23 protein-coding genes are annotated in these 22,908 nt (G+C 71.1%); 15 read left to right on the top strand and 8 right to left on the bottom strand.

The window, feature by feature from the left end; all coding sequences use genetic code 11:
* The first annotated feature begins 20 nt into the window (after positions 1 to 20).
* The 5 genes from F9C11_RS38860 to F9C11_RS38880 all read left to right on the top strand — a co-directional run bounded on the left by F9C11_RS38860 (position 21) and on the right by F9C11_RS38880 (position 4,962).
* A complete protein-coding gene (locus tag F9C11_RS38860) occupies positions 21 to 1,232 on the top strand; it encodes a PucR family transcriptional regulator (RefSeq protein WP_409182318.1) in 1,212 nt (403 codons plus the stop codon).
* Positions 1,233 to 1,452: 220 nt separating this feature from the next.
* The gene (locus F9C11_RS38865; RefSeq protein WP_409182319.1) at positions 1,453 to 2,364 is read left to right on the top strand and encodes an ACP S-malonyltransferase; all 912 of its coding nucleotides are present in this window, start codon (positions 1,453 to 1,455) and stop codon (positions 2,362 to 2,364) included.
* Entirely contained in the window at positions 2,361 to 3,344 is a 984-nt protein-coding gene (locus tag F9C11_RS38870; protein ID WP_409182320.1) for a beta-ketoacyl-ACP synthase III, read from the top strand. Before F9C11_RS38865 ends, F9C11_RS38870 begins: the two co-directional genes overlap by 4 nt.
* Before the next feature lie 70 nt (positions 3,345 to 3,414).
* Positions 3,415 to 3,660 carry an acyl carrier protein gene (locus tag F9C11_RS38875; protein ID WP_009074690.1) on the top strand — a complete coding sequence of 82 codons (246 nt, stop codon included), beginning with the start codon at positions 3,415 to 3,417 and terminating at the stop codon, positions 3,658 to 3,660.
* Positions 3,661 to 3,711: 51 nt separating this feature from the next.
* Positions 3,712 to 4,962, top strand: a complete 1,251-nt coding sequence (locus tag F9C11_RS38880) for a beta-ketoacyl-[acyl-carrier-protein] synthase family protein (RefSeq protein WP_409182321.1) — start codon at positions 3,712 to 3,714, stop codon at positions 4,960 to 4,962.
* A 67-nt stretch (positions 4,963 to 5,029) separates the two neighbouring features.
* On the opposite strand, the gene F9C11_RS38885 is transcribed toward F9C11_RS38880, so the two are convergent.
* Positions 5,030 to 5,629, bottom strand: a complete 600-nt coding sequence (locus tag F9C11_RS38885; protein WP_409182322.1) for a hypothetical protein — start codon at positions 5,627 to 5,629, stop codon at positions 5,030 to 5,032.
* Positions 5,630 to 5,652: 23 nt separating this feature from the next.
* Positions 5,653 to 6,156: a DUF3145 domain-containing protein gene (locus F9C11_RS38890; protein ID WP_101435050.1), complete on the bottom strand. Its 504-nt coding sequence runs from the start codon at positions 6,154 to 6,156 to the stop codon at positions 5,653 to 5,655.
* Between the two features lie 268 nt (positions 6,157 to 6,424).
* On the opposite strand from F9C11_RS38890, the gene F9C11_RS38895 reads away from it, so the two are divergent.
* Complete coding sequence (locus tag F9C11_RS38895; protein WP_409182323.1) at positions 6,425 to 8,632, top strand: hypothetical protein; 2,208 nt, start codon at positions 6,425 to 6,427, stop codon at positions 8,630 to 8,632.
* Positions 8,633 to 8,655: 23 nt separating this feature from the next.
* On the opposite strand, the gene F9C11_RS38900 is transcribed toward F9C11_RS38895, so the two are convergent.
* Both F9C11_RS38900 and F9C11_RS38905 read right to left on the bottom strand, forming a co-directional pair.
* A complete protein-coding gene (locus tag F9C11_RS38900) occupies positions 8,656 to 9,225 on the bottom strand; it encodes a TetR/AcrR family transcriptional regulator (RefSeq protein ID WP_409182324.1) in 570 nt (189 codons plus the stop codon).
* A gap of 25 nt (positions 9,226 to 9,250) precedes the next feature.
* Positions 9,251 to 10,645 (bottom strand): dihydrolipoyl dehydrogenase family protein, encoded by a 1,395-nt coding sequence (locus F9C11_RS38905; protein ID WP_409182325.1) that lies wholly within the window; start codon positions 10,643 to 10,645, stop codon positions 9,251 to 9,253.
* Positions 10,646 to 10,790: 145 nt separating this feature from the next.
* Between F9C11_RS38905 and F9C11_RS38910 the strand changes: the two genes are divergently transcribed.
* Positions 10,791 to 11,546: a histone-like nucleoid-structuring protein Lsr2 gene (locus F9C11_RS38910; RefSeq protein WP_409182326.1), complete on the top strand. Its 756-nt coding sequence runs from the start codon at positions 10,791 to 10,793 to the stop codon at positions 11,544 to 11,546.
* A gap of 82 nt (positions 11,547 to 11,628) precedes the next feature.
* On the opposite strand, the gene F9C11_RS38915 is transcribed toward F9C11_RS38910, so the two are convergent.
* Genes F9C11_RS38915 through F9C11_RS38925 form a run of 3 tightly spaced genes read right to left on the bottom strand, consistent with a single transcriptional unit; the run spans position 11,629 to position 13,486 of the window.
* Positions 11,629 to 12,357 (bottom strand): biotin/lipoate A/B protein ligase family protein, encoded by a 729-nt coding sequence (locus tag F9C11_RS38915; protein WP_409182327.1) that lies wholly within the window; start codon positions 12,355 to 12,357, stop codon positions 11,629 to 11,631.
* 45 nt (positions 12,358 to 12,402) lie between these two features.
* A complete protein-coding gene (locus F9C11_RS38920; RefSeq protein ID WP_409182328.1) occupies positions 12,403 to 12,804 on the bottom strand; it encodes a VOC family protein in 402 nt (133 codons plus the stop codon).
* A gap of 4 nt (positions 12,805 to 12,808) precedes the next feature.
* Positions 12,809 to 13,486, bottom strand: coding sequence for a TetR family transcriptional regulator (locus F9C11_RS38925; protein WP_409182329.1), 678 nt, complete (start codon positions 13,484 to 13,486; stop codon positions 12,809 to 12,811).
* Positions 13,487 to 13,579: 93 nt separating this feature from the next.
* On the opposite strand from F9C11_RS38925, the gene F9C11_RS38930 reads away from it, so the two are divergent.
* The 8 genes from F9C11_RS38930 (at position 13,580) to F9C11_RS38965 (ending at position 22,048) form a co-directional block, all read left to right on the top strand.
* Entirely contained in the window at positions 13,580 to 14,668 is a 1,089-nt protein-coding gene (locus F9C11_RS38930; RefSeq protein ID WP_409182330.1) for a ferredoxin reductase, read from the top strand.
* 17 nt (positions 14,669 to 14,685) lie between these two features.
* Positions 14,686 to 15,795: a fatty acid desaturase family protein gene (locus F9C11_RS38935; protein ID WP_409182331.1), complete on the top strand. Its 1,110-nt coding sequence runs from the start codon at positions 14,686 to 14,688 to the stop codon at positions 15,793 to 15,795.
* Between the two features lie 8 nt (positions 15,796 to 15,803).
* Entirely contained in the window at positions 15,804 to 16,022 is a 219-nt protein-coding gene (locus tag F9C11_RS38940; protein ID WP_409182332.1) for a hypothetical protein, read from the top strand.
* Between the two features lie 539 nt (positions 16,023 to 16,561).
* Positions 16,562 to 17,815 (top strand): sensor histidine kinase, encoded by a 1,254-nt coding sequence (locus F9C11_RS38945; protein ID WP_409182333.1) that lies wholly within the window; start codon positions 16,562 to 16,564, stop codon positions 17,813 to 17,815.
* Between the two features lie 24 nt (positions 17,816 to 17,839).
* A complete protein-coding gene (locus F9C11_RS38950; protein WP_409182334.1) occupies positions 17,840 to 18,484 on the top strand; it encodes a response regulator in 645 nt (214 codons plus the stop codon).
* Positions 18,485 to 18,500: 16 nt separating this feature from the next.
* Complete coding sequence (locus F9C11_RS38955; protein WP_409182335.1) at positions 18,501 to 18,911, top strand: YjbQ family protein; 411 nt, start codon at positions 18,501 to 18,503, stop codon at positions 18,909 to 18,911.
* Positions 18,912 to 18,941: 30 nt separating this feature from the next.
* A complete protein-coding gene (locus tag F9C11_RS38960; RefSeq protein WP_409187075.1) occupies positions 18,942 to 19,643 on the top strand; it encodes an HAD family hydrolase in 702 nt (233 codons plus the stop codon).
* Between the two features lie 233 nt (positions 19,644 to 19,876).
* Positions 19,877 to 22,048 carry a bifunctional lysylphosphatidylglycerol flippase/synthetase MprF gene (locus F9C11_RS38965; protein ID WP_409182336.1) on the top strand — a complete coding sequence of 724 codons (2,172 nt, stop codon included), beginning with the start codon at positions 19,877 to 19,879 and terminating at the stop codon, positions 22,046 to 22,048.
* Here F9C11_RS38965 and F9C11_RS38970 read toward each other — a convergent pair.
* Positions 21,988 to 22,908: a hypothetical protein gene (locus F9C11_RS38970; protein ID WP_409182337.1), complete on the bottom strand. Its 921-nt coding sequence runs from the start codon at positions 22,906 to 22,908 to the stop codon at positions 21,988 to 21,990. The two genes, F9C11_RS38965 and F9C11_RS38970, sit on opposite strands and share 61 nt — an antisense overlap.

The raw sequence follows: 22,908 nt of genomic DNA on the forward strand, positions 1-22,908 counted from the left end.
CACGTAGGATCGGATCCGACATGGCCGACACCACGGGACGCCCCGCCCGCAAACACCACGGGCTGTCCGCGAAAACGCTGCGCAGCCTGGAGCACGCCTCCGGGCGGCTGGCGAGCGCGAGCGTCGCGGAAATGGAACGCCGCCTCGTCTGGTTCGCGCGGCTGCCCGCCGACCAGCGCGCCAGCGTGCTGCTGATCACGCAGACCGGCGCGAGCGGATTCGTCGCGTGGCTGCGCGATTCGAAGGAAGCGCTGAAGCTCACCACGGAAGCGTTCCGCGACGCGCCGACCGAAGTGTCGCGCTGGATCAGCCTGCGCCAGGCCGTGGCGATGGTGCGGCTCGCGATCGAGGTATTCGAAGAACAGCTCCCCGAATTCGCCGCGTCCGAAGCCGAGCGGGCCGCGCTGATCGAGGGAATTCTGCGCTACGGCAGGGAAATCGCTTTCGCCGCGGCCAATTCCTACGCCGCCGCGGCGGAAGCGCGCGGCGCGTGGGACGCCCGGCTCGAAGCGCTCGTGGTCGACGGAATCGTCCGCGGCGACGCCGAGGAATCCGTTCTCTCGCGGGCCGCGGCGCTGGGCTGGGATCCGGCCGCGGCGGCCACAGTCATGGTGGGGAATCCGCCGTCGGAAGACCCGCCGACGGTGGTTTTCGACGTCCGCGCCCGCGCCGCCCGCGTCGGCCGCGCGGTGCTGCTGTCGGTGCAGGGCTCCCGGCTGGTGATCGTGATCGGCGGCCCCACCGAGGGCGGGCCGAAGGAACGCGAAATCCTGAGCCGGATGTCGACGGTGTTCGCCGACGGCCCGGTCGTCGCGGGACCGACCGTGCCGACCCTGGCCGAGGCGCACCACAGCGCGGCCGAGGCCCTGTCCGGCCTGCGCGCGGTGGTCGGCTGGCCCGCCGCGCCGCGCCCGGTGCGCTCCGACGACCTGCTCCCCGAACGCGCCCTCTCCGGCGATCCCGGCGCGGAACGGCTGCTGGTCGACCTGGTGGCCCGGCCGCTGGAGGAGGCGGGCGCGGCGCTGCAGCGCACCGTCGAGACCTATCTGGACACCGGCGGGGTGCTGGAACGCTGCGCGCAAACGCTGTTCGTGCACCCGAACACGGTCCGGTACCGGCTGCGCAAAGCCGCCGAACTCACCGGCCGCAACCCGACCGACGCCCGCGACGCCCTGGTGCTGCGGGTCGCGCTGACGGTCGGCAGGCTCGCCCGGGCGCGCGGCCTGTGGTGAGCGGCCCGCGACGGCCTCGGCGATCATGGCGGCCCGTGCCCGGAACCGAGCCGCGGCGGGTGACAGACTTCACGGCAAGCGCTGGTTGAATCCCACAAGGCGGATGGGTTAAGGGCCGGGTTCTCCGGCGGGTCTTTGGAGGTTTCCTCCAATAACGCCGCACGGACTTGGTGACCGCCCGCAGCCGAAGCCCGAGGGGACCCGTGGTCTCATAGACAGCGTGACAGTCGCAGTCCTCTCCCCCGGCCAGGGTTCCCAAGCCCCCGGCATGCTCGCTCCGTGGCTCGAGCTCGACGGCGCCCGCGCGCGCGTCGAAGAATGGTCCGCCCGCGCCGGGCTCGATCTGATCCGGCTCGGCACCGAGGCCGGAGCCGAGGAGATCCAGGACACCGCTGTCGCGCAGCCGCTGATCGTCGCGCTGTCCCTGCTGTCCTTCGAGCACCTGCCGGTCGCCGACGACGCTCCGGTCGCCGGGCACTCGGTCGGCGAACTGGCCGCGGCCGCGATCGCCGGCGTGCTCACCCCCGCCGACGCGGTCGCGCTCGCCGCGGTCCGCGGCGCGGAGATGGCCAAGGCGTGCGCGCTCGAGCCGACGTCGATGGCCGCGGTGATGCTCGGCGACCCCGAGGAAGTCGCCGCGTGGCTGGAAAGCCAGGGCCTCGCCGCCGCGAACCGCAACGGGGCCGGGCAGATCGTCGCCTCCGGGTCCGCCGCCGCGATCGAGCGGATCATCGCCGAGCCGATGGAGGGCACGAAGATCCGCGCCCTCAAGGTCGCCGGCGCCTTCCACACGCCCTACATGGCTCCCGCGGAAGACGCCCTGCGCGAGCACGCCGCCGCGCTGTCCCCGGCCGACCCGACGCGCCCGCTGCTGTCCAATGCCGACGGTCAGGTCGTCACGAGCGGCGCGGAGTACCTGCGCCGGCTCGTCGCCCAGGTGACCCGTCCGGTCCGCTGGGACCTCACCATGGACGGGCTCGCCGCGCTCGGCGTGGACCGCACCGTCGAACTGGCGCCCGCGGGCACCCTGACCGGCCTGGTCAAGCGGCAGCTCAAGGGCGTCGTCACCACTACCACCGCGCTGAAGTCGCCCGCCGAGCTGGCGGCGCTGCGCGAGGAGGACGCCCAGTGACCGCCCGCCCTGCCCTGCGCCTCGCCCAGGGCGCGCCCGCCGCCCGCATCCTCGGCTTCGGCAGCTACCAGCCGGACCGGATCGTCACGAACGACGACCTGTCGCAGGTCATGGACACCAGCGACCAGTGGATCCGCGACCGCGTCGGCATCATCGAGCGGCGGTTCGGCGAGAAGGACGACGTGCTGGTCGACTACGCCGTCGCCGCCGGGGCCAGCGCGCTCGCCGACGCGGGCGTCGACGCGTCCGAAGTGGACACCGTGATCGTGCCCAACTGCACCATGCCGTCCCCGATCCCGAACGCGGCCGGACAGGTCGCCGCGCGGATCGGCGTCCCGAGCCCCGGCGCGTTCGACCTCAACGCCGCGTGCGCCGGATTCTGCTACGGCCTCGGCGTCGCCTCCGACCTCGTCCGCGCGGGCTCGGCGAAGAAGGTCCTCGTGATCGGCGCGGAAAAGCTCACCGACGTGGTGGACCCGACCGACCGCGCGAACGCGATCATCTTCGCCGACGGCGCGGGGGCCGCGGTGGTCGGCGGTTCCGACGAACCGGGCATCGGCCCGGTGGTGTGGGGCAGCGCGGGCGACCTCGTCGACCTGATCTACATGCGCGACCACCAGTGGATCTACCAGGAGGGCCAGTCGGTCTTCCGCTGGGCGACCACGCAGATCGCGCCGATCGCGCTGCGCGCGCTGGAAGCCGCCGGGCTGGAACCGTCCGATGTGGACGTGCTGGCCCCGCACCAGGCGAACCTCCGGATCGTCGAGTCGATCGCCAAGAAGCTGCGCGCCAAGGGGGCGCGCGAGGACCTGGTGGTGGCCGACGACATCAAGTACTCGGGCAACACCTCGTCCGCCTCGATCCCGATGGCGCTGGACCACATGCGCAAGGCGGGGACGGCGAAAAGCGGCGACGTGGTGCTGGCGGTCGGCTTCGGAGCCGGGCTTTCCTATGCCGCGCAGGCGTTCGTCCTGCCCTGAGCGATACTTCCCCCGCGGGCGCCGTGCCCGCGAGCGGACCCGCAGAAGAACCGAGAAGGGAACAACACCGATGGCTGACAACACTGAGATTCTCGCCGGCCTCGCCGAGATCGTCGAAGAGGTCGCCGGCGTGGCTCAGGACGACGTCACCGAGGAGAAGTCGTTCGTGGACGACCTGGACATCGACTCGCTGTCGATGGTCGAGATCGCCGTGCAGGCCGAGGACAAGTTCGGCGTCAAGATCCCGGACGACGAGCTGGCCAACCTGAAGACCGTCGGCGACGCGGTGAACTACGTGTCCGCCAACTCGAAGTAAGTCCTCTTCGTACCCGGGCCCCGGTCCGGAGCCGACCTTGGGGAGACTCCCATGAGCAACATCGACGTCGTGATCACCGGCATGGGCGCGACCACGCCTCTGGGCGGGGACGTCGCGTCCACCTGGGACGGTCTGCTGGCCGGCCGCAGCGGGATCCGCACGATCGAGGCGGACTGGGCGGAGGAGCTGGACCTGCCGGTGCGGATCGCGGCGCAGCTCGCCGTCGAGCCGACCGACATCCTGCCCCGCGTGCAGGCGCGCCGGCTCGACCGGTGCGAGCAGGTGGCGCTCATCGCCGCCCGCCAGGCCTGGGCCGACGCGGGGTTCGCCGAGCAGACCGACGAGCACACGGACGTCGAACCGGAACGCCTGGGCGTTTCGATCGGCACCGGGGTCGGCGGGCCGGTGACCCTGCTGACCCAGAACGATCTGTTGCACCAGCAGGGTCTTCGCAAGGTGTCGCCGCTGACCGTGCCGATGCTGATGCCGAACGGCCCGGCCGCGCACGTGGGCATCGACCTCAAGGCGCGGGCCGGGGTGCACTCGCCCGCGTCGGCGTGCGCGTCCGGGGCCGAGGGCATCGCGAACGGCTTCGAGATGATCCGGTCCGGACGGGCCGACGTGGTGGTCGCGGGCGGTTCCGAGGCGTGCATCCACCCGATCACCGTCGCCGGGTTCGCCCAGGCGCGCACGGTGTCGACGCGCAACGACGACCCGGCCGCGGCGTCGCGTCCGTTCGACGTGAGCCGCGACGGCTTCGTGCTCGGCGAGGGCTCCGGCGTCGTCGTGCTGGAGCGGGCCGACCGCGCGAAGGCCCGCGGCGCGCGGATCTACGCGAAGCTGGCCGGCTACGGCCTGACGTCGGACGCCTACCACATCACCGGCAACCACCCGGAGGGCATCGGGCAGATCGCGGCGATGCGCGCGGCGATGGCGATGGCCGGACTGTCCCCTTCGGACGTCGGGCACGTGAACGCGCACGCGACGTCCACTGTGGTCGGCGACATCGGCGAGGCGGCCGCGATCCGGTCGGCGATCGGCGAGCACCCGGTGGTCACCGCACCGAAGGGCGCGCTCGGCCACCTCGTCGGCGGGGCCGGCGCGGTCGAGGGCATCGCGACGATTCTGGCGGTGTACGAGGGCATCGTGCCCGCGACGCTGAACCTCACCGAGCAGGACCCGAAGGTGCAGCTCGACGTCGTGGCCGGGGAGAACCGCAAGGTCGAACTCACCGCCGCGCTGTCCAACTCCTTCGGTTTCGGCGGACACAACACGGCGCTGCTGTTCACGCCGGCCAACTGAGTCCCCTTTTCGCGCTGAAGGCCCCGCGGAAGTTTCCCGCGGGGCCTTCGGCGTTTCACCGGGCTTTTCAACACTTGTCGTGTTCGGTCGCCGTGCCGTCGACGGTGTCGATCCGGTACGAGCCGTGCTCGTATTTCATCGGCAGCACCAGCCGCCAGCGGATGCACTCGTGCGGGAAGTCGACCGGGGCCTCGTTGAGCGACTGGGTGCTGGTGAACCCGACCAGAGCCCGCAGCGTGCCCTGCGCGCCCGGTTCGATGCGGTACAGCAGGATGTCGACGTCCTTCGTGGACTGGAAGTTGCGGTGCCAGTCCGCTTCCGGCGTCCGGCTGCGGCGCGCGTCGCTGACCGTCTCCGTCCAGGCGTCGTAGTCCTTTTTGTTCAGCGCGGTGAAATAGGCCTTCAGCACGGTGCGGACGGCGTCGTCCTGCGGATGGTTCTCGGCGTCCGGGGTGGCCCCGACCTCGACCGCGCCGGACTTGTCGGCCGAACCGCCGCTGGTCGTGGCCGACGGGGCCGTGGCCTCGCCGTCGGCCGCGCGCGGGGAATCGGGGCGGCGGTACAGCTCGCGGGCGAGCAGACCCCCGGCGACGGTGATCGACAGGACCACCACGAGCACGGGGATCAACCACCGCTGGCGGGAAGGCGGGGCCGGCTGAACGCTCACCCGGGTGAGGGTACCGCCCCCGCTCACCCGACCTGGTGCAGCCAGGTGACCGGGGCGCCGTCGCCCGCGTGCCGGTACGGCTCGAGCGCCTCGTCCCAGGCGGCGGCGAGGAGTTCGTCGAGTTTGTGCGCGAGGGTTTCGCCGCCGCGGGTCATGCTGACGAGCGCGCGCAGCTGGTCCTCGCCCACGACGATGTCGCCGTTGGCGCTGGTGCGGCCGTGCCAGAGCCCGAGGCCGGGCGCGAAGCAGAACCGCTCGCCGTCGACGCCCGCGCTGGGCTCCTCGGTGATCTCGAAGCGCACCATCGGCCACGCCTTGAGCGCGCTGGCGAGTTTGCCGGCGGTGCCCGCGGGCGCGCTCCAGCTGCATTCGGCCCGGAGCTGTCCGGGACTGGCCGGCTGGGCCGTCCACTTCAGCTCGACCCGGGCACCCAGGGTGCCCGAAATAGCCCACTCGACGTGCGGACATACCGCAGACGGCGACGAGTGGACGTACACCACGCCTCGGGTGCTGCCACGGGTGCTCACTGCTGACCTCCGCTTGTTCGACGAGGGACGTCTTCCCCTACGACCTCTCGAACTCTGCGCAGGTTGCGTAGCCTCCACGGCAGTTCCCGACCTGTGTAGCACATTCTGCACCCCAACCGTGCCGTTTGGCCACATGAACACCACAAGTCGCAGCGGACGACCCATTGTGGTGAGGCACGCCGACGCGAGGGCGCGGAGCGCGGTTCCGGCGGCCCGGCACGCTAGCGTGGTGCACCGGAAACGCTGCGGATTCGACAGGAGAATTTCGGTGCGACTGGTCCGTCTCGGGCAGCAGCCCTCGCGCGTCGCGGAAGACGTGCGGGCCGCACTGGCCTCCCTCGGCCGGGGGAGCACGGTGATCGGCGGCGTCGCGCTCGTCGGCGCCCGCCCGACCGGGGACCGTCCGGTCGAGGCGGTCGTGGTGCTGCCCACGGGCGTGCTCGTCGTGATCGGCGTGGACCTGCCCGACCCGGCCCTGCGCCTCGAAGCCCCGCTGAGCGGCCCGTGGAAAGCGGACGGCTGGCCCCTGGTCCACGGCGACGACGTCAATCCCGCCACCGAAGCGCTCGACCTGTCCCAGGAATGCGAACGCCGCATCGCGGAACTCGGCGGCGGCCCGGTCGGCACGATCGTCGCGGTCGGCCCGTACGTGGAGACCGTCGACCAGCCGCCGGGCGACCTCGCGGGCCCGGTCCGGGTCCTGCACCCGACGCCGACGACCATGCTGGCGGCGACGGTCTCCCTGGCCACCGCCCGGCATCCGCGATCGGTGGACCAGGCACGCGCGTTGATCGCCGCGCTCGCTCCGGACGCGCCGGAGCTTTCGGACGAGGTTCTGCGCGGGGAAGGGTTCGTGCGGTTCGCCGACGACGTTCCGGTCCCGCCCGGGCCTCGTTCTCCCGTGACGGCTTCGGCTGGCGCCGGGGTTGGGGTGGCTGGGATAGCGACGACGGCTGGTGCGGCAGCGACCCCGGCGAGCAATGGCGTCGCTGCTCCGAAGTCCGTCTCCTCGCCGAGGCCCGCTGTTGCTGCTCCCGCGACCAGCGCCCCTGCCGCCGCCGCCCCGGGAGCGGTGGCGGAAGGAGCAGCCGGTTCTGGCTCGGCAACTCCGGACTCCGCCCGAGTCGGCAACGGCCAACCGACCAATTCCAGCTCCGCTCCGGCCGCCACCAATCAACCGACCAGTACCGGCTCCACCCCGGCCGCCGCCGGTCAACCGACCAGTTCCAGCTCCGCCCCCACCACCAGCCAACCTGCCAGTTCCAGCTCCGGCCCGGCCCTCGCCAGTCAACCGGCCAATTCCGGCCCCGTCCCCGCCGCCACCGGTCAACCGGCCAATTCCAGCTCCGCCGCCGCTGGTTCGGGTCCTTCCGGTGCCGGAGCCGCAGTCGCCACCCCAGCCGGACCGTCCGCCGTCCCCGGCGGCACGACGGCCACGCCAAAGCCGCAAGCCCCCGCCGGTCTCCCCGTCTTCCCCGGCGGCAGCAACGCCTCCATCGCCGCGGGATCCGCCGTTGCTTCCCCCAGCACCCCTTCCGTGCCGCCGGAACCCGCCGTTCCCCCGGCTCCGCGGCCGAAGATCATCGCCGTGCGGCCGCCGCGGCCCGAGATTCCGTCGATCGAGCCGGACTCGCTTGCCGAAGCGCCCACCGAGTCCACCGATCCGCCCGAGGCTCCGACCGAGAAGATGCCGTCTCCGGCGAAGCCGCAAAGCACGGAACGTCCGCGCGGAGCCGTTCCGCCGGTGGCCCCGGTGCACGTTCCCGGGCCGAGCAGTGCCCCGCAACCCGCCCGGCCGGCTCCGGTGGCCGCGGCCGGAGCGACCAGCGCGGGAGCCGAGCCGGGAAAACCGGCCTCCCGGACCGTCAAGTGGGTGCCCATCGCGGCGATCGTCCTGCTGGTCGTCCTGGTGGTGTCGGCGATCGTCGTGGCGACCAGCGGCGGTGACGAAACCACCGCGGCACCGCCCGCCAGCAGCGCGCCGCCCAGCAGCGTGCCGAGCCCGGCGCCGAGCAGCGTCACGTCGAGCGCCCCGCCTGCCCCGACGCTCACCTTCGAGCCCCGGGCGAGCAGCGCCGACCAGAAGTGCGCCTCGCACGCTTTCGGGGACGTGCAAGCGAGTCTCCAGCAGACCAGCTGCTCCGCGGTCCGCCGCGCGAGCTACACGGCGCTCGTGGACGGCCGGCCGGCCGCGGTCACCGTCGCGGTGGTCGAGTTCCCCGATGCCGGACAGGCCAATCGCCTCAAGCAGATCGCGGACAACCCCGGCGGCGGCGGAATCCTGGACGTCGCCACGGAAACCGGCAAGTGGCCGTCCGGCCCGCCGCAGTTCGACGGCGCCGCCTACGCCAGCAAGATCGACGGGAACGGCGTGCGGCTCGTGCAAGCGGTCTGGCAACCCGGACCGTCCACTGCGGACGATCCCGGCCTGGCCCGTGCGGCGAAGGGCGCGCTCGACCTGCACCTGCCGTCCTGAGGCGACGGCTCAGCGGCCGCCGCTCACTCCCACCCGTTCTCCAACAGGTCGAACGCCGCGTCGACCACCCGCGGCGGATCGTCCGAGCGTTCGGCCAGCGAGGCCGTCTCCAACGCGAAATGGGCGAGCACCGCACACCGCGGATCGTCCTCCGGCGCACCGGTTTCCGCCGCGATCACGCGGCTGAGCGAGTGCTCGTGCCCCATCCACATCTTGTGCCAGTACTCGGCGAGCGCGGGCGTCTCCCGCACCAGCCGCAGCAGCGGTGCGGCTTCCGCGCGAATGCCGGAGGTCGCCCGTTCGTGCATGTGCGCGCGGAGCGCCGCGAGCACCGACGTGCCCTCCGGCCGGTCGCGGACCGCCGAGACCAGCGCTTCGTCCACCTCCGGCTCCCGGTCGAACACGAGAGCTTCCTTCGTCGGGAAGTGCTTCATCAGCGTGGTGGTGGACACGTCGGCGGCGTCGGCGATCTCGCGCACGGTCACCTGGTCGTAGCCGCGTTCGAGGAACATCCGCAGGGCAGCGTCGGCCAGCGCCTGGCGGGTCGCCGCCTTTTTGCGTTCACGGCGGCCGGGAACGGGGGCACTGGTCATGCCCCGACGCTACCGGAACCGCGGCTCAGAGCCCGTAAGCCTCCAGCAGCCGCAGCCACACCTCGCTGATCGTCGGGAACGCCGGGACCGCGTGCCACAACCGGTCCAGCGGCACCTCGCCGACGACCGCGATCGTCGCGGAGTGCAGCAGTTCCGCGACGTCCTGGCCGACGAACGTGACACCCAGCACGACGCCGCGTCCGGGGTCCACGACCATCCGCGCCTTGCCCTGGTACCCGTCGGCGTGCAGGGAGGAACCGGCGACCGCGATGTCGATGTCCACCACCCGGTCCGCGGATCCGTCGCGGGCCTCGGTCAGGCCGACCGACGTCACCTCCGGATCGGTGAACACCACCTGCGGCACCGCGTGATGGTCGGCGGTCGCGCTGTAGCGGCTCCACGGTTCGGTCGAGATCTCCTCGCCGCGAGCCCGGGCGGCGACCGAGTCCCCGACGACGCGAGCGGCGTATTTGCCCTGGTGGGTCAGCAAAGCGCGGCCGGTGACGTCGCCCGCGGCGTACAGCCAGCCACCCTCCACAGCGGACACTCGGCCGCTCTCGTCCACCTCGAGCGCGCGGTCGGTCGGCAGGCCGAGCACGTCCAGTCCGATCGAGCTGGTCGCGGGCGCGCGGCCGGTGGCGACCAGGAGTTCGTCGACAACGAGCTCGCCGCCGCCGGACAGCTTCAGCCGCGTTCCACCGTCCACACTGGACACTTCGCTCAAGCCGGAGTTCACGTGCACGCGAACGCCCGCCTCGCGCAAACCGTCCAGCACTAGGTCGCCGGCGAACTCCGGCAGCCTCGGCAGCGGACGTTCGCCGGTGATCACGAGGTCGACCCGCGCGCCGAGCCGGGCCCACGCCTGCGCCATTTCCACGCCGACCACGCCGCCGCCGAGCACGCCGAGCCGTCCGGGCGCCTCGGTCGCCGACGTCGCTTCCCGCGAACCCCACGGCTTGACGGTGTCCAGACCGGGAATCTTCGGCGTGCGCGGGACGCTGCCGGTGCACACGATCACCGCGTGCCGGGCGGCGAAAACGCGTCCGTCGTCGAGCGTGACCTCGCGCTCGCCGGTGATCCGGCCGGAGCCGCGCACGGGTTCGATGCCCGCGCCGCGCGCCCATTCGACCTGGCCGGAGTCGTCGCCCTTGCCGGTGAACCAGTCGCGGCGCGCGAGCACCTTCTCCGGATCGAGCGCGTCGCCGACCGGCACCCCGGGCATCCGCTTGGCCGCGGCGAGCAGGTTTCCCGGGCGCAGCAACGCCTTGCTCGGGATGCACGCCCAGTACGAGCACTCCCCGCCGAACCGTTCGTGTTCGAGCAGGGCCACCTTCAACCCGCCCTTGGCCGCCCGTTCGGCGGCCACTTCCCCGACCGGACCCGCCCCGATGACCACGACGTCGAAAGTCTCTGCTGCCATGCGCACAGCGCACACCACCGCGCGGGTTCGCGCAAGCCTGCCGGTATTCTCGTCCGAGAGCTGCAAGAAACCGGCGGCACCGCGGAATCCGGGTCGTCGCCGTGCCGGTTGCACGCACGACCACGATCGAGCACGGGAGGCTCCCATGGCGAGGAACACCGCTGTCCGCACGCAGGACGACCTGACCGGAGGACGCGCGGCCGAGACCGTCGCGTTCGCGCTGGACGGCGTCGAGTACGACATCGACCTCGGCGCCCGCAACGCGGCGGCGCTCCGGCGGCTGCTGGAGCGCTACGCCAAGGCAGGCCGCCGGACGGGCGGGCGCAAGCTGCGGCCGCGGCTCGTCGCCGGGGCGAAGAAGGCCGAGTCCAAGCCGGCGGCGGAGAAGCCCGCCGCGGCGGGCAAGGGCGCGAAAGCCGTTGCCGGCAAGAAGACCGCGGCCGCCAAGACCGCCCGAACGAGCGGCGCGCGCAAGGCTCCCGCCAAGTCCGCGGCAGCCAAGCCGGCGAAGGCCGTCGCGGCCAAGACCACCGCCAAGCCGACGAGCGCCGCGGCGAGCAAGACCACGGCCAAGCCGACGAGCGCCGCGGCGAGCAAGACCACGGCCAAGCCGACTAGTGCTGCGGCGAGCAAGACCACGGCCAAGCCGACTAGTGCTGCGGCGAGCAAGACCACGGCCAAGCCGACTAGTGCTGCGGCGAGCAAGACCGCGGCCAAGGCGACGAAGGCCGCCGCGGTCAAGGCCCCTGCCGCGGCGACGGCGAAGACCGCGACCGGCAAGACGTCCGCACCCGTGAAAGCTGCTGCGCCCGTGAAGGCAGCCGCTCCGGCGCCGGCCAAGCCGCGGCGCAAGGCAGCCAGCGCGGTGCCGCCGGTGCTGTTCTCCGCGTCCGGCAGCTGACCCGTTCCAGGAAGGGCTCCTTGCGGAAATCCGGTTTCCGCAAGGAGCCCTTCACTGTGTCTATGCCGGTGACACAAGGCGTTTACGAACGCTGGCGTCCTTCGGCGTGCCACTCCGGGTACTCGTAACGGCTCCACAGCAACGCCCGCTGGCGTTCCAGCTCGCCCGCCGTCGGTTCGCGCGGCGGGAGCGGACCGAGCAGTCCCGCCGCGGCCGCGCGCACGGTGTCTTCCACCTCGTTCAACGGCAGCCGCACCCCGTGGTCCAGCAGGGACGCGACCTTGCTCCGGTGCGAATCCAACGGTTTCGGGTCCGGCGGCGGACCGGTGAGGTACGCGCCGACGCGAGCGGCATCGGTGTCGACCAGCAACGTCGAGTGCGCCAACAGCACGTCTTTGGTCCGGAAAACCGCGAAGCCGCACAGTTTCGCGTCGCCGACGAAGATGCCGCGGTCGCCGATTCTGGCTGGGAGACCGAGTTTCTCCACCGCGGCGGACATCACCAGGCCGAGCATTTCCAGCGGACGCGGCGCGGGACCGGGAAGCACGAGCGTCACGTTGAGATTGCCCGGGTCGTGGAACACCGTGCCGCCGCCGCTGGCCCGCCGCAGCACGGGAACGCCGTCGCGGGCGCATTCGGCCACGCGGACTTCGCGCGCGATTCGCTGCCCCCGGCCGACCACGACGCACACCGGGTTCCGCCACAGCCACACCACCGGACCCGTGGGCCCCTCGCGCAGCAGTGCCTCGTCGAACGCCAGGTTTTCGGCGGGGTCGGCGAATTCGGCTCGGACTTCCGACCCGCTCGGCATAACGTTCCTCCACGATCAGCTGGACCCCGGGATCGTAGAGCAGGCTCAGGACGCGGCCGGGCCGAGCAGGTCCCAGCGGTTGCCCGCGACGTCCCGGAACACGACGACCTGGCCGTACGGTTCGGTCCGCGGTTCGCCGAGGAACTTCACCCCGGCGGCGCGCATCCGCCGGTGACTGGCGTCGAAGTCGTCCACCCGAAGGAAAAACCCGACGCGGCCGGCGTGCTGTTCGCCGACCGCGCGGGACTGCCGCTCCCCGTCGGCTCGAGCCAGCAGGATCCCGGTTTCGCCGCCCGGCGGGCGGACGACCACCCACCGCTTGGGGCGGCCGTCGTTGGTGAGCGACGGCGAGTCCTCGACCAGGTCGAAGCCCAGCGCGCGGGTGAAGAACTCGATCGCCTCGTCGTAGTCGTCGACGATGATCGCGGTCAGGTGCAGGAAAGACATGCCGCTAAGGCTGCCAGTGCGGCACCCCGAGCAGGATCATCCGGAGCCGTTTTTCCGCCGCGGCCAAGGTCCGCTCGTCGGCAGCGGTGTCGCCGGGGCGGATTTCCAGCAGTTCGGCGACCGTGCCGAGCATCGCGGTGACGATGAGGTCGGCCAGCAGGTGCAGGTCCTCGGTCGGCCAGGTGCGCAACGGATCGAAGCGCGCCAGGTCCAGCGCGAGATCGCTGGAGAACATCCGCATCTCGACCGCGATCGCCCGCGACACCGCGCCCGCACCGGCGTAGCGCTCGCGCGTGACGAACCGGAAGTGGTCCTCGTGCTCGCGGACGTGCCGGTGCAGCGTGCGCACCGAAGCCCGGATCATCCCGCCGTAGCCGCTTTGCTCGGTGCGCGCGCCGCGAAGGAGGCCGCGCAGCGTGCGCGTGGTCTCCTCGACCAGCGCGACGCCCAGTTCCTCCATCGACGAGAAATGCCGGTAGAACGCCGTCGGCACGATGCCCGCGCCCTTCGCGACCTCGCGCAGCGAAAGGCTGGCGAAACTCCGGTCGGCGAGCAGGTCGAGCGCCGCGTCGAGCAGCGCCTGACGGGTGCGCTGTTTGCGCTCCTGCCGGCTCACCGGGCCGGCCGGCTCCTCGGCTGCGGACACGTCGAGCAGCGTACTGGCGATCGCCGCATGGCCCACGTCACATCACCTCGCTTCCGCGTTGACAGGCCCCGGGGCCTTGCCCCCACACTAGTCAGTGTACGACTGTGCACTCAAACTTCTGGAGGGGTGATGACCGCACTGCTCCCGCGCCGCGTGCGCGGGCTCGTCTCGCTCGCCGAGGCGCTGCTCACCCCGCACGGCGCGGACCGGTACCTCGAACTGGTCGACCCGATGCTGGTGCGGCGCGAGATCCGCGGCCGCGTCACCGCCGTGCGGCATCAGACGCCGGACACCGTCACCTTCACCGTGCGGCCGAGCCGGGCGTGGCAGGGCTTCCGCGCCGGGCAGTACGTGCGGATGCAGGTGGAGATCGACGGCGTGCGCCGGACGCGCTGCTACTCGCCGTGCGGCGCGCAGGGCAGCGGCGACCTGGAGTTCACCGTGAAAGCCGATCCGAAGGGCCTGGTGTCGCGGCATCTGCAGGACACCGCCGTCGGCGCGGTGGTCGGGCTTTCGCCCGCGGACGGCGAGTTCACGCTGCCGTCGCCGCGCCCGGACCGGATCGTGCTGATGAGCGGCGGCAGCGGCATCACGCCGGTGCTCTCGATGGCCCGGACGCTCGTCGCCGAGGGACACCCCGGCGAGATCGTGTTCCTGCACTACTCGAACACCCCCGAGGACGCGCTCTACCGGCAGGAACTGGCCGAACTCGCCGCCCGGCACCCGGGTTTCCGCGTGGTCCACGCGCACACCCACGCCCGCCGCGGCGGCGATCTGCACGGCCTGTTCTGCGTCGAGCACCTGGAGAAGGCCGCGCCGTGGTTCCGCGAGGCCGAGACCTACCTGTGCGGCCCGGCTCCACTCATGGCCGCCGCCCGCGAGCTCTTCGAAACCGAAGGGTTGAGTGCACAACTGCACACCGAAGAATTCACCGCGGCGCCACTGACCTTCGCCGCGGAGGCGGCCGAGGGCCGGGTGCGGTTCGCCCGCAGCGGCCGGGAGTGCGACAACTCCGGCAAGCCGCTGCTCGAACAGGCCGAGGACGCGGGCCTGACGCCGGAGCACGGGTGCCGGATGGGCATCTGCTTCTCCTGCACGCAGCTCAAAACCGCCGGACGCGTCCGCAACGCCCGCACCGGCGAGGTCTCCGGCGAGGAGAACGAAGAAATCCAGCTCTGCGTCAGCGTCCCTGTCGGGGACGTCGAAATCGACGCCTGACCACCGGAGGAAACATCATGACCGGTTTGCAGGACCGCCTGACCCCCGCCCAGGTCGAGGAATTCGGCCGCGAACTCGACGCGCTGCGCCAGCGGATCGTCGACGACCTCGGAGAGGAGGACCTCGAGTACATCCGCAAGATCATCAAAACCCAGCGCGCGCTGGAGGTGACCGGCCGGGGCCTGCTGTTCGCCGGCTTCCTGCCGCCCGCGTGGCTGGCCGGCGTCGCGGCGCTGTCGGCGGCGAAAATCCTGGACAACATGGAGATCGGCCACAACGTGATGCACGGCCAGTACGACTGGACGCGCATCCCGGAGCTGAGCTCGCAGCGGTTCGAATGGGACACCGTCGCGCCGGCGGAGAACTGGCGGCATTCGCACAACTACATCCACCACACGTACACGAACATCGTCGACAAGGACCGCGACGTCGGCTACGGAATCCTCCGGATGGACCCGGCGCAGAAGTGGCATCCGTACTACCTGGGCAACCCGGTGTACGCGACGCTGCTCGCGCTGCTGTTCCAGTGGGGCGTGATGCTGCACGACCTGGAGGTCGAACGGGTCGTGAAGGGCGAGCAGACGTGGGCGGAAAACGTGCCGGTGCTGCGCCGGATCGTCCGCAAGGCCTCGCGCCAGATCGGCAAGGACTACGTCCTGTTCCCGCTGCTCACCGGCCCGCTGGCGCCGCTGACGTTCCTGGGCAACGCGAGCGCCAACCTGGTCCGCAACCTGTGGGCGTTCGCGATCATCTTCTGCGGCCACTTCCCGGCGGACGTCGAGAGCTTCACCGAGGAAGAGACCGAAAACGAAACGCGCGGCCAGTGGTACCTGCGCCAAATCCTGGGCTCGGCGAACATCACCGGCGGCCCGCTGTTCCACATTCTGTCGGGGAACCTGTCGCACCAGATCGAGCACCACCTGTTCCCGGACCTGCCCGCGCGCCGCTACCCGCAGATCGCCGGAGAGGTGCGGGAAATCTGCGAACGCTACGGCCTGCCGTACAACACCGGCCCCCTGCACAAGCAACTGTGGTCGGTAGCGAAGAAAATCGTGCGGCTGGCCCTCCCCGGAAAACCGGCCCAGCCCGCTACCGTGGACCCGGAACGGCAACTCCGAGCAGCCTGAGGAAGCCCATGGTCGGCCCATTCGAAAGTGGCAAGGACACCGTGCAGGAGCTGACGGAGTCAGCAGCCACCCACATCGGCAACATAGCCACCATCATCACCGGCGCAGTCCGCGACATAGCCCGCGAAACGGGCGACTGGTTCACGGACCTGATCGAAATGCGCGAAGCAGCCCAACGCGCCCAAGAAGACGAAGCCCGCCTGGACCAACCCTCCAAGGCAGACTGAGTCCGCAGCCCACTGGGCAGGTCCGTGAGGGAACCCTAGGGAACTCAGAGCCCCTGAGGGTTCCCCTCACGCCCGTCCCGGCGCGGCAATGCCCCCAATGCCACGTCCCGGCGCATCCCACGCACCAGGACGTGGCATTCGGCGCATCTAACGCACGCACCGGCACGCTGGGGCGCTAGCCCCAGCCCTAAAACCGCCACCGCTGCACCCAACGAGCGAGACACCCAGCCCCCAACCGCCACCGCTGCACCCAAAGAGCGTGGCACCCAGCCCCTCCCCCGCACCCCGATACGAAGCCTCCCTGCGGTCGGTGGGTGCTTGTCAAGGCATCTTTCCCGCCTTGACAAGCACCCACCGACCGTCAGCACAATCAAACTTCGGGGTGCCCCACGCAACCACTCAAGGCGCAATGTCGCCGCCAGGCGACGAGCCGGGGGCTACCCCCACCCCCCCACCCCCAGCCACCCCCATACCCCCGCCCCCAAACCCAAGGCAAACTCACCCAGGTGACCCACCCCCACCACCCCCAAGGTCACCGAATGACCCTCCGCCACCTCTGGCCAGCAACCGCGCGCCAAACCCTCGCCGAAGCCACCTGGCTGGCCACCACCGGCCTCCTCCCCTTACTCTCCGTACTAATCCTCCTAGCCGGAACCGCCCTAGGCCTAGCCCTGACCCCCCTCCTCCTAGGCATCGGCATCCTCACCACCGTCCTCCGCCTCGCGAAACTCTTCGGCGCCCTCCACCGCCGCCTGGCCGCGAAACTCCTCGACCTCCCCCTCCCGCCCCCGCCGAAACCAGACCTGAAACCCGGCCTCTGGAACTGGCTGACCGCCCGCCTAGGCGACCGCGCCGCCTGGCGCTCAGTCGCCTACCTCCTGGTCCGCCTCCCCGCCGCCCTCCTGGCCCTGCTCGGCGCCGGCGCCCTCGGTTTCTACGGCCTCGCCTCCTTCACCTACCCGCTGACCTGGCTCCTCGAGACCAGGCCAGGCCACGGCCTGCCGGTCTTCAACGTCCAGAGCGACAACTGGATCGGCAGCCTCGTCTGGTGCATCTCCGGCATCCTGATCCTCGCCGCCTGGCCCGCCGTCATCCACCTGATCGCCTCCGCGGACCGCCTGCTCCTCCGCACCCTCGCAGCCGACCCCGGCCTCCGCGAACGAGTCCGCTTCCTGGAAGAAACCCGAGCCACCGCACTCGACGACGCGGCGGAGCAGCTCCGCAGAATCGAGCGCGACCTCCACGACGGCGCCCAAGCCCAACTGGTCGCCATGGCCATGAAACTGGGCCTGGCGAAGGAAGAACTCGCCACCGACAGCGTCGACCTCGACCAGATCCGCACCTTGGTCGACGCCGCCCACAGCAACGCCAAACAAGCCCTCACCGAACTCCGCGACCTGGCCCGCGGCATCCACCCCGCGGCACTGGACAAGGGACTCGGCCTCGCACTGTCCACTTTGGCCAGCTCTGCCGACTTCTCCGCGACAGTCACCGTGGAACTCAGCCGCCGTCCGCCGCCGTCGCTGGAAACGATCGTCTACTTCGCCGCCGCCGAACTCATGACCAACGCGTCCAAACACGGCACCGGACGCTGCACCGTCCTGGTCGAAGACCGCGAAGCCGTACTGCGATTGACCGTGCTCGACCACGGCCCGGGCGGTGCCGCGATCATCCCCGGCGGCGGACTGGCCGGAATCGCCGAACGACTGCGTCCGGCCGACGGCGAACTGACCGTGTCGAGCCCGGACGGCGGCCCGACCGTCGTCACCGCCACGCTCCCGCTGCCCCGCTAAACTCGGCGAAAGGAGGGGGAAATCGTGCGGATCGTGATCGCGGAGGATTCGGCCATCCTGCGCCAAGGCCTGGTCGAACTGCTGGGCCTGCGCGGCCACGAGGTGGTCGCGGCAGTGAAAAACGCCGACGACCTCCGCGGCGCCGTCCGCGAGCACCGGCCCGACGTGTCCATTGTGGACATCCGAATGCCGCCGACGCACACCGACGAAGGCCTGCGCGCGGCGATCGACCTCCGTGCCGAACGCCGCGGCTGCGCGATCCTGGTCTTCTCGCAGTACGTCGAGACCAACTACGCCAAGCAACTCCTCGCCGGTGAAGCAGGCGCGGTCGGGTACCTGCTGAAGGACCGCGTCGCCGAGGTGTCGGACTTTCTCACCGCGCTCGAACGCGTCGCCGCCGGGGAGACGGTGCTCGATCCGGAAGTCGTCCGCCAGCTGTTCGCGACCACTGGCCAGGCCGGTCCGCTCGCCGAGCTGACGCCGCGCGAACGCGAGATCCTCGGGCTGATGGCACAGGGACGGTCGAACTCGGCGATCGCGGCGGAGGCGTTCCTGTCCGCGGGCTCGGTCGAGAAGTACGTGACGAGCATCTTCGGCAAACTGGGCCTGCCGCCGTCGGACGGGCACAACCGGCGGGTGCTCGCCGTGCTCCGCTATCTCGATTCCTGACGCCTACCCTGGCGGTATGTACTCCACCGAGATCGAGGTGCGCACCGGCAACACCGCGGTCGTGCACAACCTGACCCGGGAAGCCGAGAAGTTCCTGCGCGACGCCGACGCCACCGACGGGCTGCTGCACGTGTGGGTTCCGCACGCGACGGCCGGGCTCGCGGTGCTGGAGACCGGCGCGGGCAGCGACGACGACCTCCTCGCCGCGCTCGACGACCTGCTCCCCCGCGACGACCGCTGGCGCCACCAGCACGGCACCGGCGGGCACGGCCGCGACCACGTGCTCCCGGCGTTCCTCCCGCCGTACGCGACCGTGCCGGTGCTCGGCGGCGTGCTGCTGCTCGGCACCTGGCAGTCGGTGTGCCTGGTGGACACCAACGTCGACAACCCCGTCCGCCGGGTCCGCTTCAGCTACCTCACCGGCTGATCCGGCCGTAGCATCGCTGGCGTGACCGCCATTCGCGCGCACCGGCTGGTGCTCTGGGACATCGACCACACGCTCGTCGACTACACCGGGCTGGGCATCGGCTGGTACGGAGCCGCGCTCGCCGCGGCGACCGGCGCGGAGTTCCGCACGCACCCGGACTTCGGCGGCCGGACCGAACGCGCGATCACCGCCGACGTGCTGAGGATGCACGGCATCGAACCGGACGAGGAAACCATCCAGCGGATGTGGCGGGAGCTGATCGCGGCCGTCGAACGCGCCCGGGCGAGCCTGCCGGTGCAAGGCCGGGCGCTCGACGGCGCGGCGGCCGCGCTCGCCGATTTCGCCGGGCGCGACGGGGTCGTGCAGAGCCTCATCACCGGGAATCTGCCGGAAATTTCGCGGCACAAACTCGCCGCGCTCGGTCTCGAGGAACATCTCGATCTGGAGATCGGCGGCTACGGTTCGCTTTCGCCGCGCCGCTCGGATCTCGTCCCGCACGCCGTCAAAGCCGCGGAAGCGAAGCACGGAATCGAATTCTCCGCGGAATCCGTAGTCATTCTCGGCGATACTCCCCATGACATCGAGGCCGCGCTCGATTACGGCGCGGTGGCGATCGGCGTTGCCACCGGCCGGTTTTCCGCCGAACAGCTGACGGACTCCGGCGCGCACCGGGTTCTGCCGGACCTCGCCGACCTGTCCGCGGTCCGCGCGGCGGTGCTCGGAGAGCCGTGAGGCGAGCGGCTGGGATCACTCGTTCGGGCTGTTCTGCTGTCAACCCCTGTTCCGGGTCGGATACGCCTCGAATTGACCGAATGCCAACCCATTTACGCTGGTGAGAGCGTTGACCCGAAGGGCGGGTCAGTCTTGGGGCCAGGGTCGGGTCCCCCTGGGGTAGCAGTCCCTTAGGGGGAGAAGTAGGTCCGACGGCCGATGACCGCTTAAGATCGCCGCGCCACACTTCTCCCATGACGATCGCACAGGGGGGAACCGGCCTCACGGCCGGAGAGGCACGCGGCCGCCTAGCGGTGTTGTGGCACCGGCTTCCGTTCACGACGACCGTGGTGCTCGCGATCCTGATCGTGGGGGTCGCGACCGGCTCGCTCTGGCACGCCGCCGAGCACCAGCACGCTTTCCACTACTACGCCTACGGGCTCCCGTCGCTGGAGCACGGCCGCTGGTGGACGCTGTTCACCGGTCCGTTCTACGCGCTGCGCCCGTGGTTCTACCTGCCGATGGTGGGCAGTTTCGCGTTGATGGCGGGATTCGCGGAATGGCATCTCGGCACGCGGCGCGCGATGGCGGTGACCATCGGCGGGCAAGTGGTGTCGACGGTCGTCGCGGTGCAGTTCCTCGAGCTTTCCCGCAATTCCGGCTGGGCCTGGGCCGACCGGATCGCCGGCACGCTGGACGTCGGTTTCTCCGGCGGCGCGCTCGCCGCGATCGCCATCACCAGCGCGACCCTGCGCACGCCGTGGCGGCTGCGGCTGCGAGCCGCGCTGTGCGTGTACGCCGGGGTAGCGATCGTCTATGTCGGCACGCTCGCCGATCTCGTGCATTTCTTCGCGCTCGTCCTCGCGCTGCCGCTGGGCCGCCGGCTCGCCGGACCCGCCGCGCGCAACGCCAACAAGCCGTCGCTGCGCGAATGGCGGCTGCTCGCGTCGGCCGGGCTGGTGCTGCTGGTCGTCGCCGAAGTGGTGATGTGGCTGGTTCCCGGCGACGGCCCGTTCGGCTCCTCGGATTCGATCTCGTTGTCCGGCAACGAACTTCTTCCGCTGTGCATCATCGCGGTGCCGATCCTCAACGGGCTGCGCCGCGGTTCGCGGTTCGCCTGGCGGTGCGCGATCACGCTGTGCGTGCTCGCCGCGTCGCAGATGGCGGTGCTGGCCGGGGTCGTCGCGATCACCCAGGCCGTCCGGGAGGAGTACGACCTCAGCAACCCGCCGCTGTTCATCGTGGACAATCTCTTGTGGGGGGTCGAGCTGGTGCTGCTGATCTCCGCGCGCCGCGCGTTCCGCGTGCCGTCGCGGCGCAGGCGGCGCAAGCTGTTCCGCGGCGGGCCGGACCCGGCCTTCGCGCGGCTTCTGCTGGGCCGCAACGGCGGCAGCACCATCTCGTGGATGACGACGTGGCCGCAGAACACCTACTTCGTCGCCTCCGACGGCGCGTCGTACCTGGCCTACCAGCGGCACGCCGGTGTCGCGGTGGCGCTCGGCGACCCGGTCGCGCCGGACGGGACGAGCGATCGCACGCTGCGGGAGTTCGCCGCGATGTGCGAGAACACCGGGCTCGTGCCGTGCGTGTTCTCCGCGACCGCGGCGACCGCCGCGCAGACCGAGAAACTGGGCTGGCAGCACGTGCAGGTCGCCGAGGACACGTTGGTGGACTTGGAAAACCTCGAGTTCCGCGGCAAGGCCTGGCAGGACGTGCGGACCGCGCTGAACCGCGCCAAGAAGGACGGGATCGAGTTCCGGCTGGTGCGGCTCGCCGAACAGCCGTGGTCGATCCGCGAACAGGTGCGGGCGCTGTCCGAGGAATGGATCTGCGACAAGGGCCTGCCGGAAATGGGCTTCACGCTCGGCGGCGTGGACCAGGCGATGGACCCGGCGACGCGGGTCGGTCTCGCGGTCGACGCGGACGGCACGGTGCACGGCGTGACGTCGTGGCTGCCAGTGCACACCGGCGACGGCGAGGTCGGCGGCTGGACGCTCGACGTGATGCGCCGCCGTGCGCACGGATTCCGGCCGGTGATGGAATTCCTGATCGCCTCGACCTGCCTGGCGTTCCGTGAGGAGGGCGCGAAGTTCGTGTCGCTCTCGGGCGCGCCGCTGGTCCGCAGCAACGACAGCACGCCGCGGCAGATGGTCGACCGGATGCTGGACGCGCTGGGGTCGATGATGGAGCCGTACTACGGATTCCGTTCCCTGCACGCGTTCAAGGCGAAGTTCCAGCCGCGGCACGAACCGCTGTACCTCGCTTACCGCGATGAAGCCGATCTGCCGCGGATCGGGATCGCGCTCGGCCGCGCTTATCTGCCGAACGCCGGGCTGATGGACTTCGCGAAGCTGGCTCTGCGGCGTCAGCGCGTGGCCGGCGGCGGCGTGGTCGTGGACCGGTCCGAGGCCGGGACCGCGCGGTAACTGCGCAGAATCCGGACGAGGTCGTCCCGGGACGCGGAACCCGGGCGGCCTTGTTCGGAGTACGCGACCAGCACGGCCGATTTGTCGCCAGCTTTGAGCGCTAGTGCCCCGGCCAGCACGCTCTTCGGCTGGCACGGCGCGTTGCTCGGAGTCACCTCGGCGAGGACCAGCATGCCCTCGCCGCTGTCTTTCTTTTCCGGCGCACCAGGCGTCACCTTCGCGGGCGGAGCGCCTTCGCCGGTGTACGCGCTGATGGCCAGATCGGTGACGGCCTTGCGAGCGGCTTCGGCGGCGTCAGCGGTCTTCTCGGTGGTGAAACCCGCGCCGCCGATCTGGCCGACCGCGTCTTCCTTGCAGCTGTGCTTGCCGAGGAAGGCGCTGGCGGCCAGGGTGATTCCAGGCGACCCGGCGGCGGGGTCCCAGCCGTGCAGCGTGGTCGGTGCGGGCTCCCAGGACGGCGGCACGTCGTAGGCGTAGCTGCCGTCCTTGCCCGCCACTGACTGCCATCCCGGGACCACCGGCGGCACGACAACGCGCGGTTCCGGCTGGTAGGTGTGCGGAGCGTGGTCCGTGCTGGCGGAATGGTGGCTCTTGCCGGCGAGGACGTTGTAGCCGAACGCCCCGATCAGGAGGACGAGCGGAACCGCCTTCACCAGGCGGAGGTTGACCTTGCGCTGAGCAGAGGGGCGTCTCGGCGGCTGCGGGGCTGGTTCGGACGGCCCCGGCGCCGGGTCGGTTTTCCCGGACCCGGCGCTCGGGGACTTCGGCGCGTCGGACGGCTCGTACCCGCCGAAACCGCTCAGCGCGGCGTTGTCCTGATACCCGCCGTCGGCGCGGCTTTTGCGGCCGAACCAGCCCAC

This window comes from Amycolatopsis sp. VS8301801F10 (genome assembly GCF_046195355.1).
Classification (GTDB): domain Bacteria; phylum Actinomycetota; class Actinomycetes; order Mycobacteriales; family Pseudonocardiaceae; genus Amycolatopsis.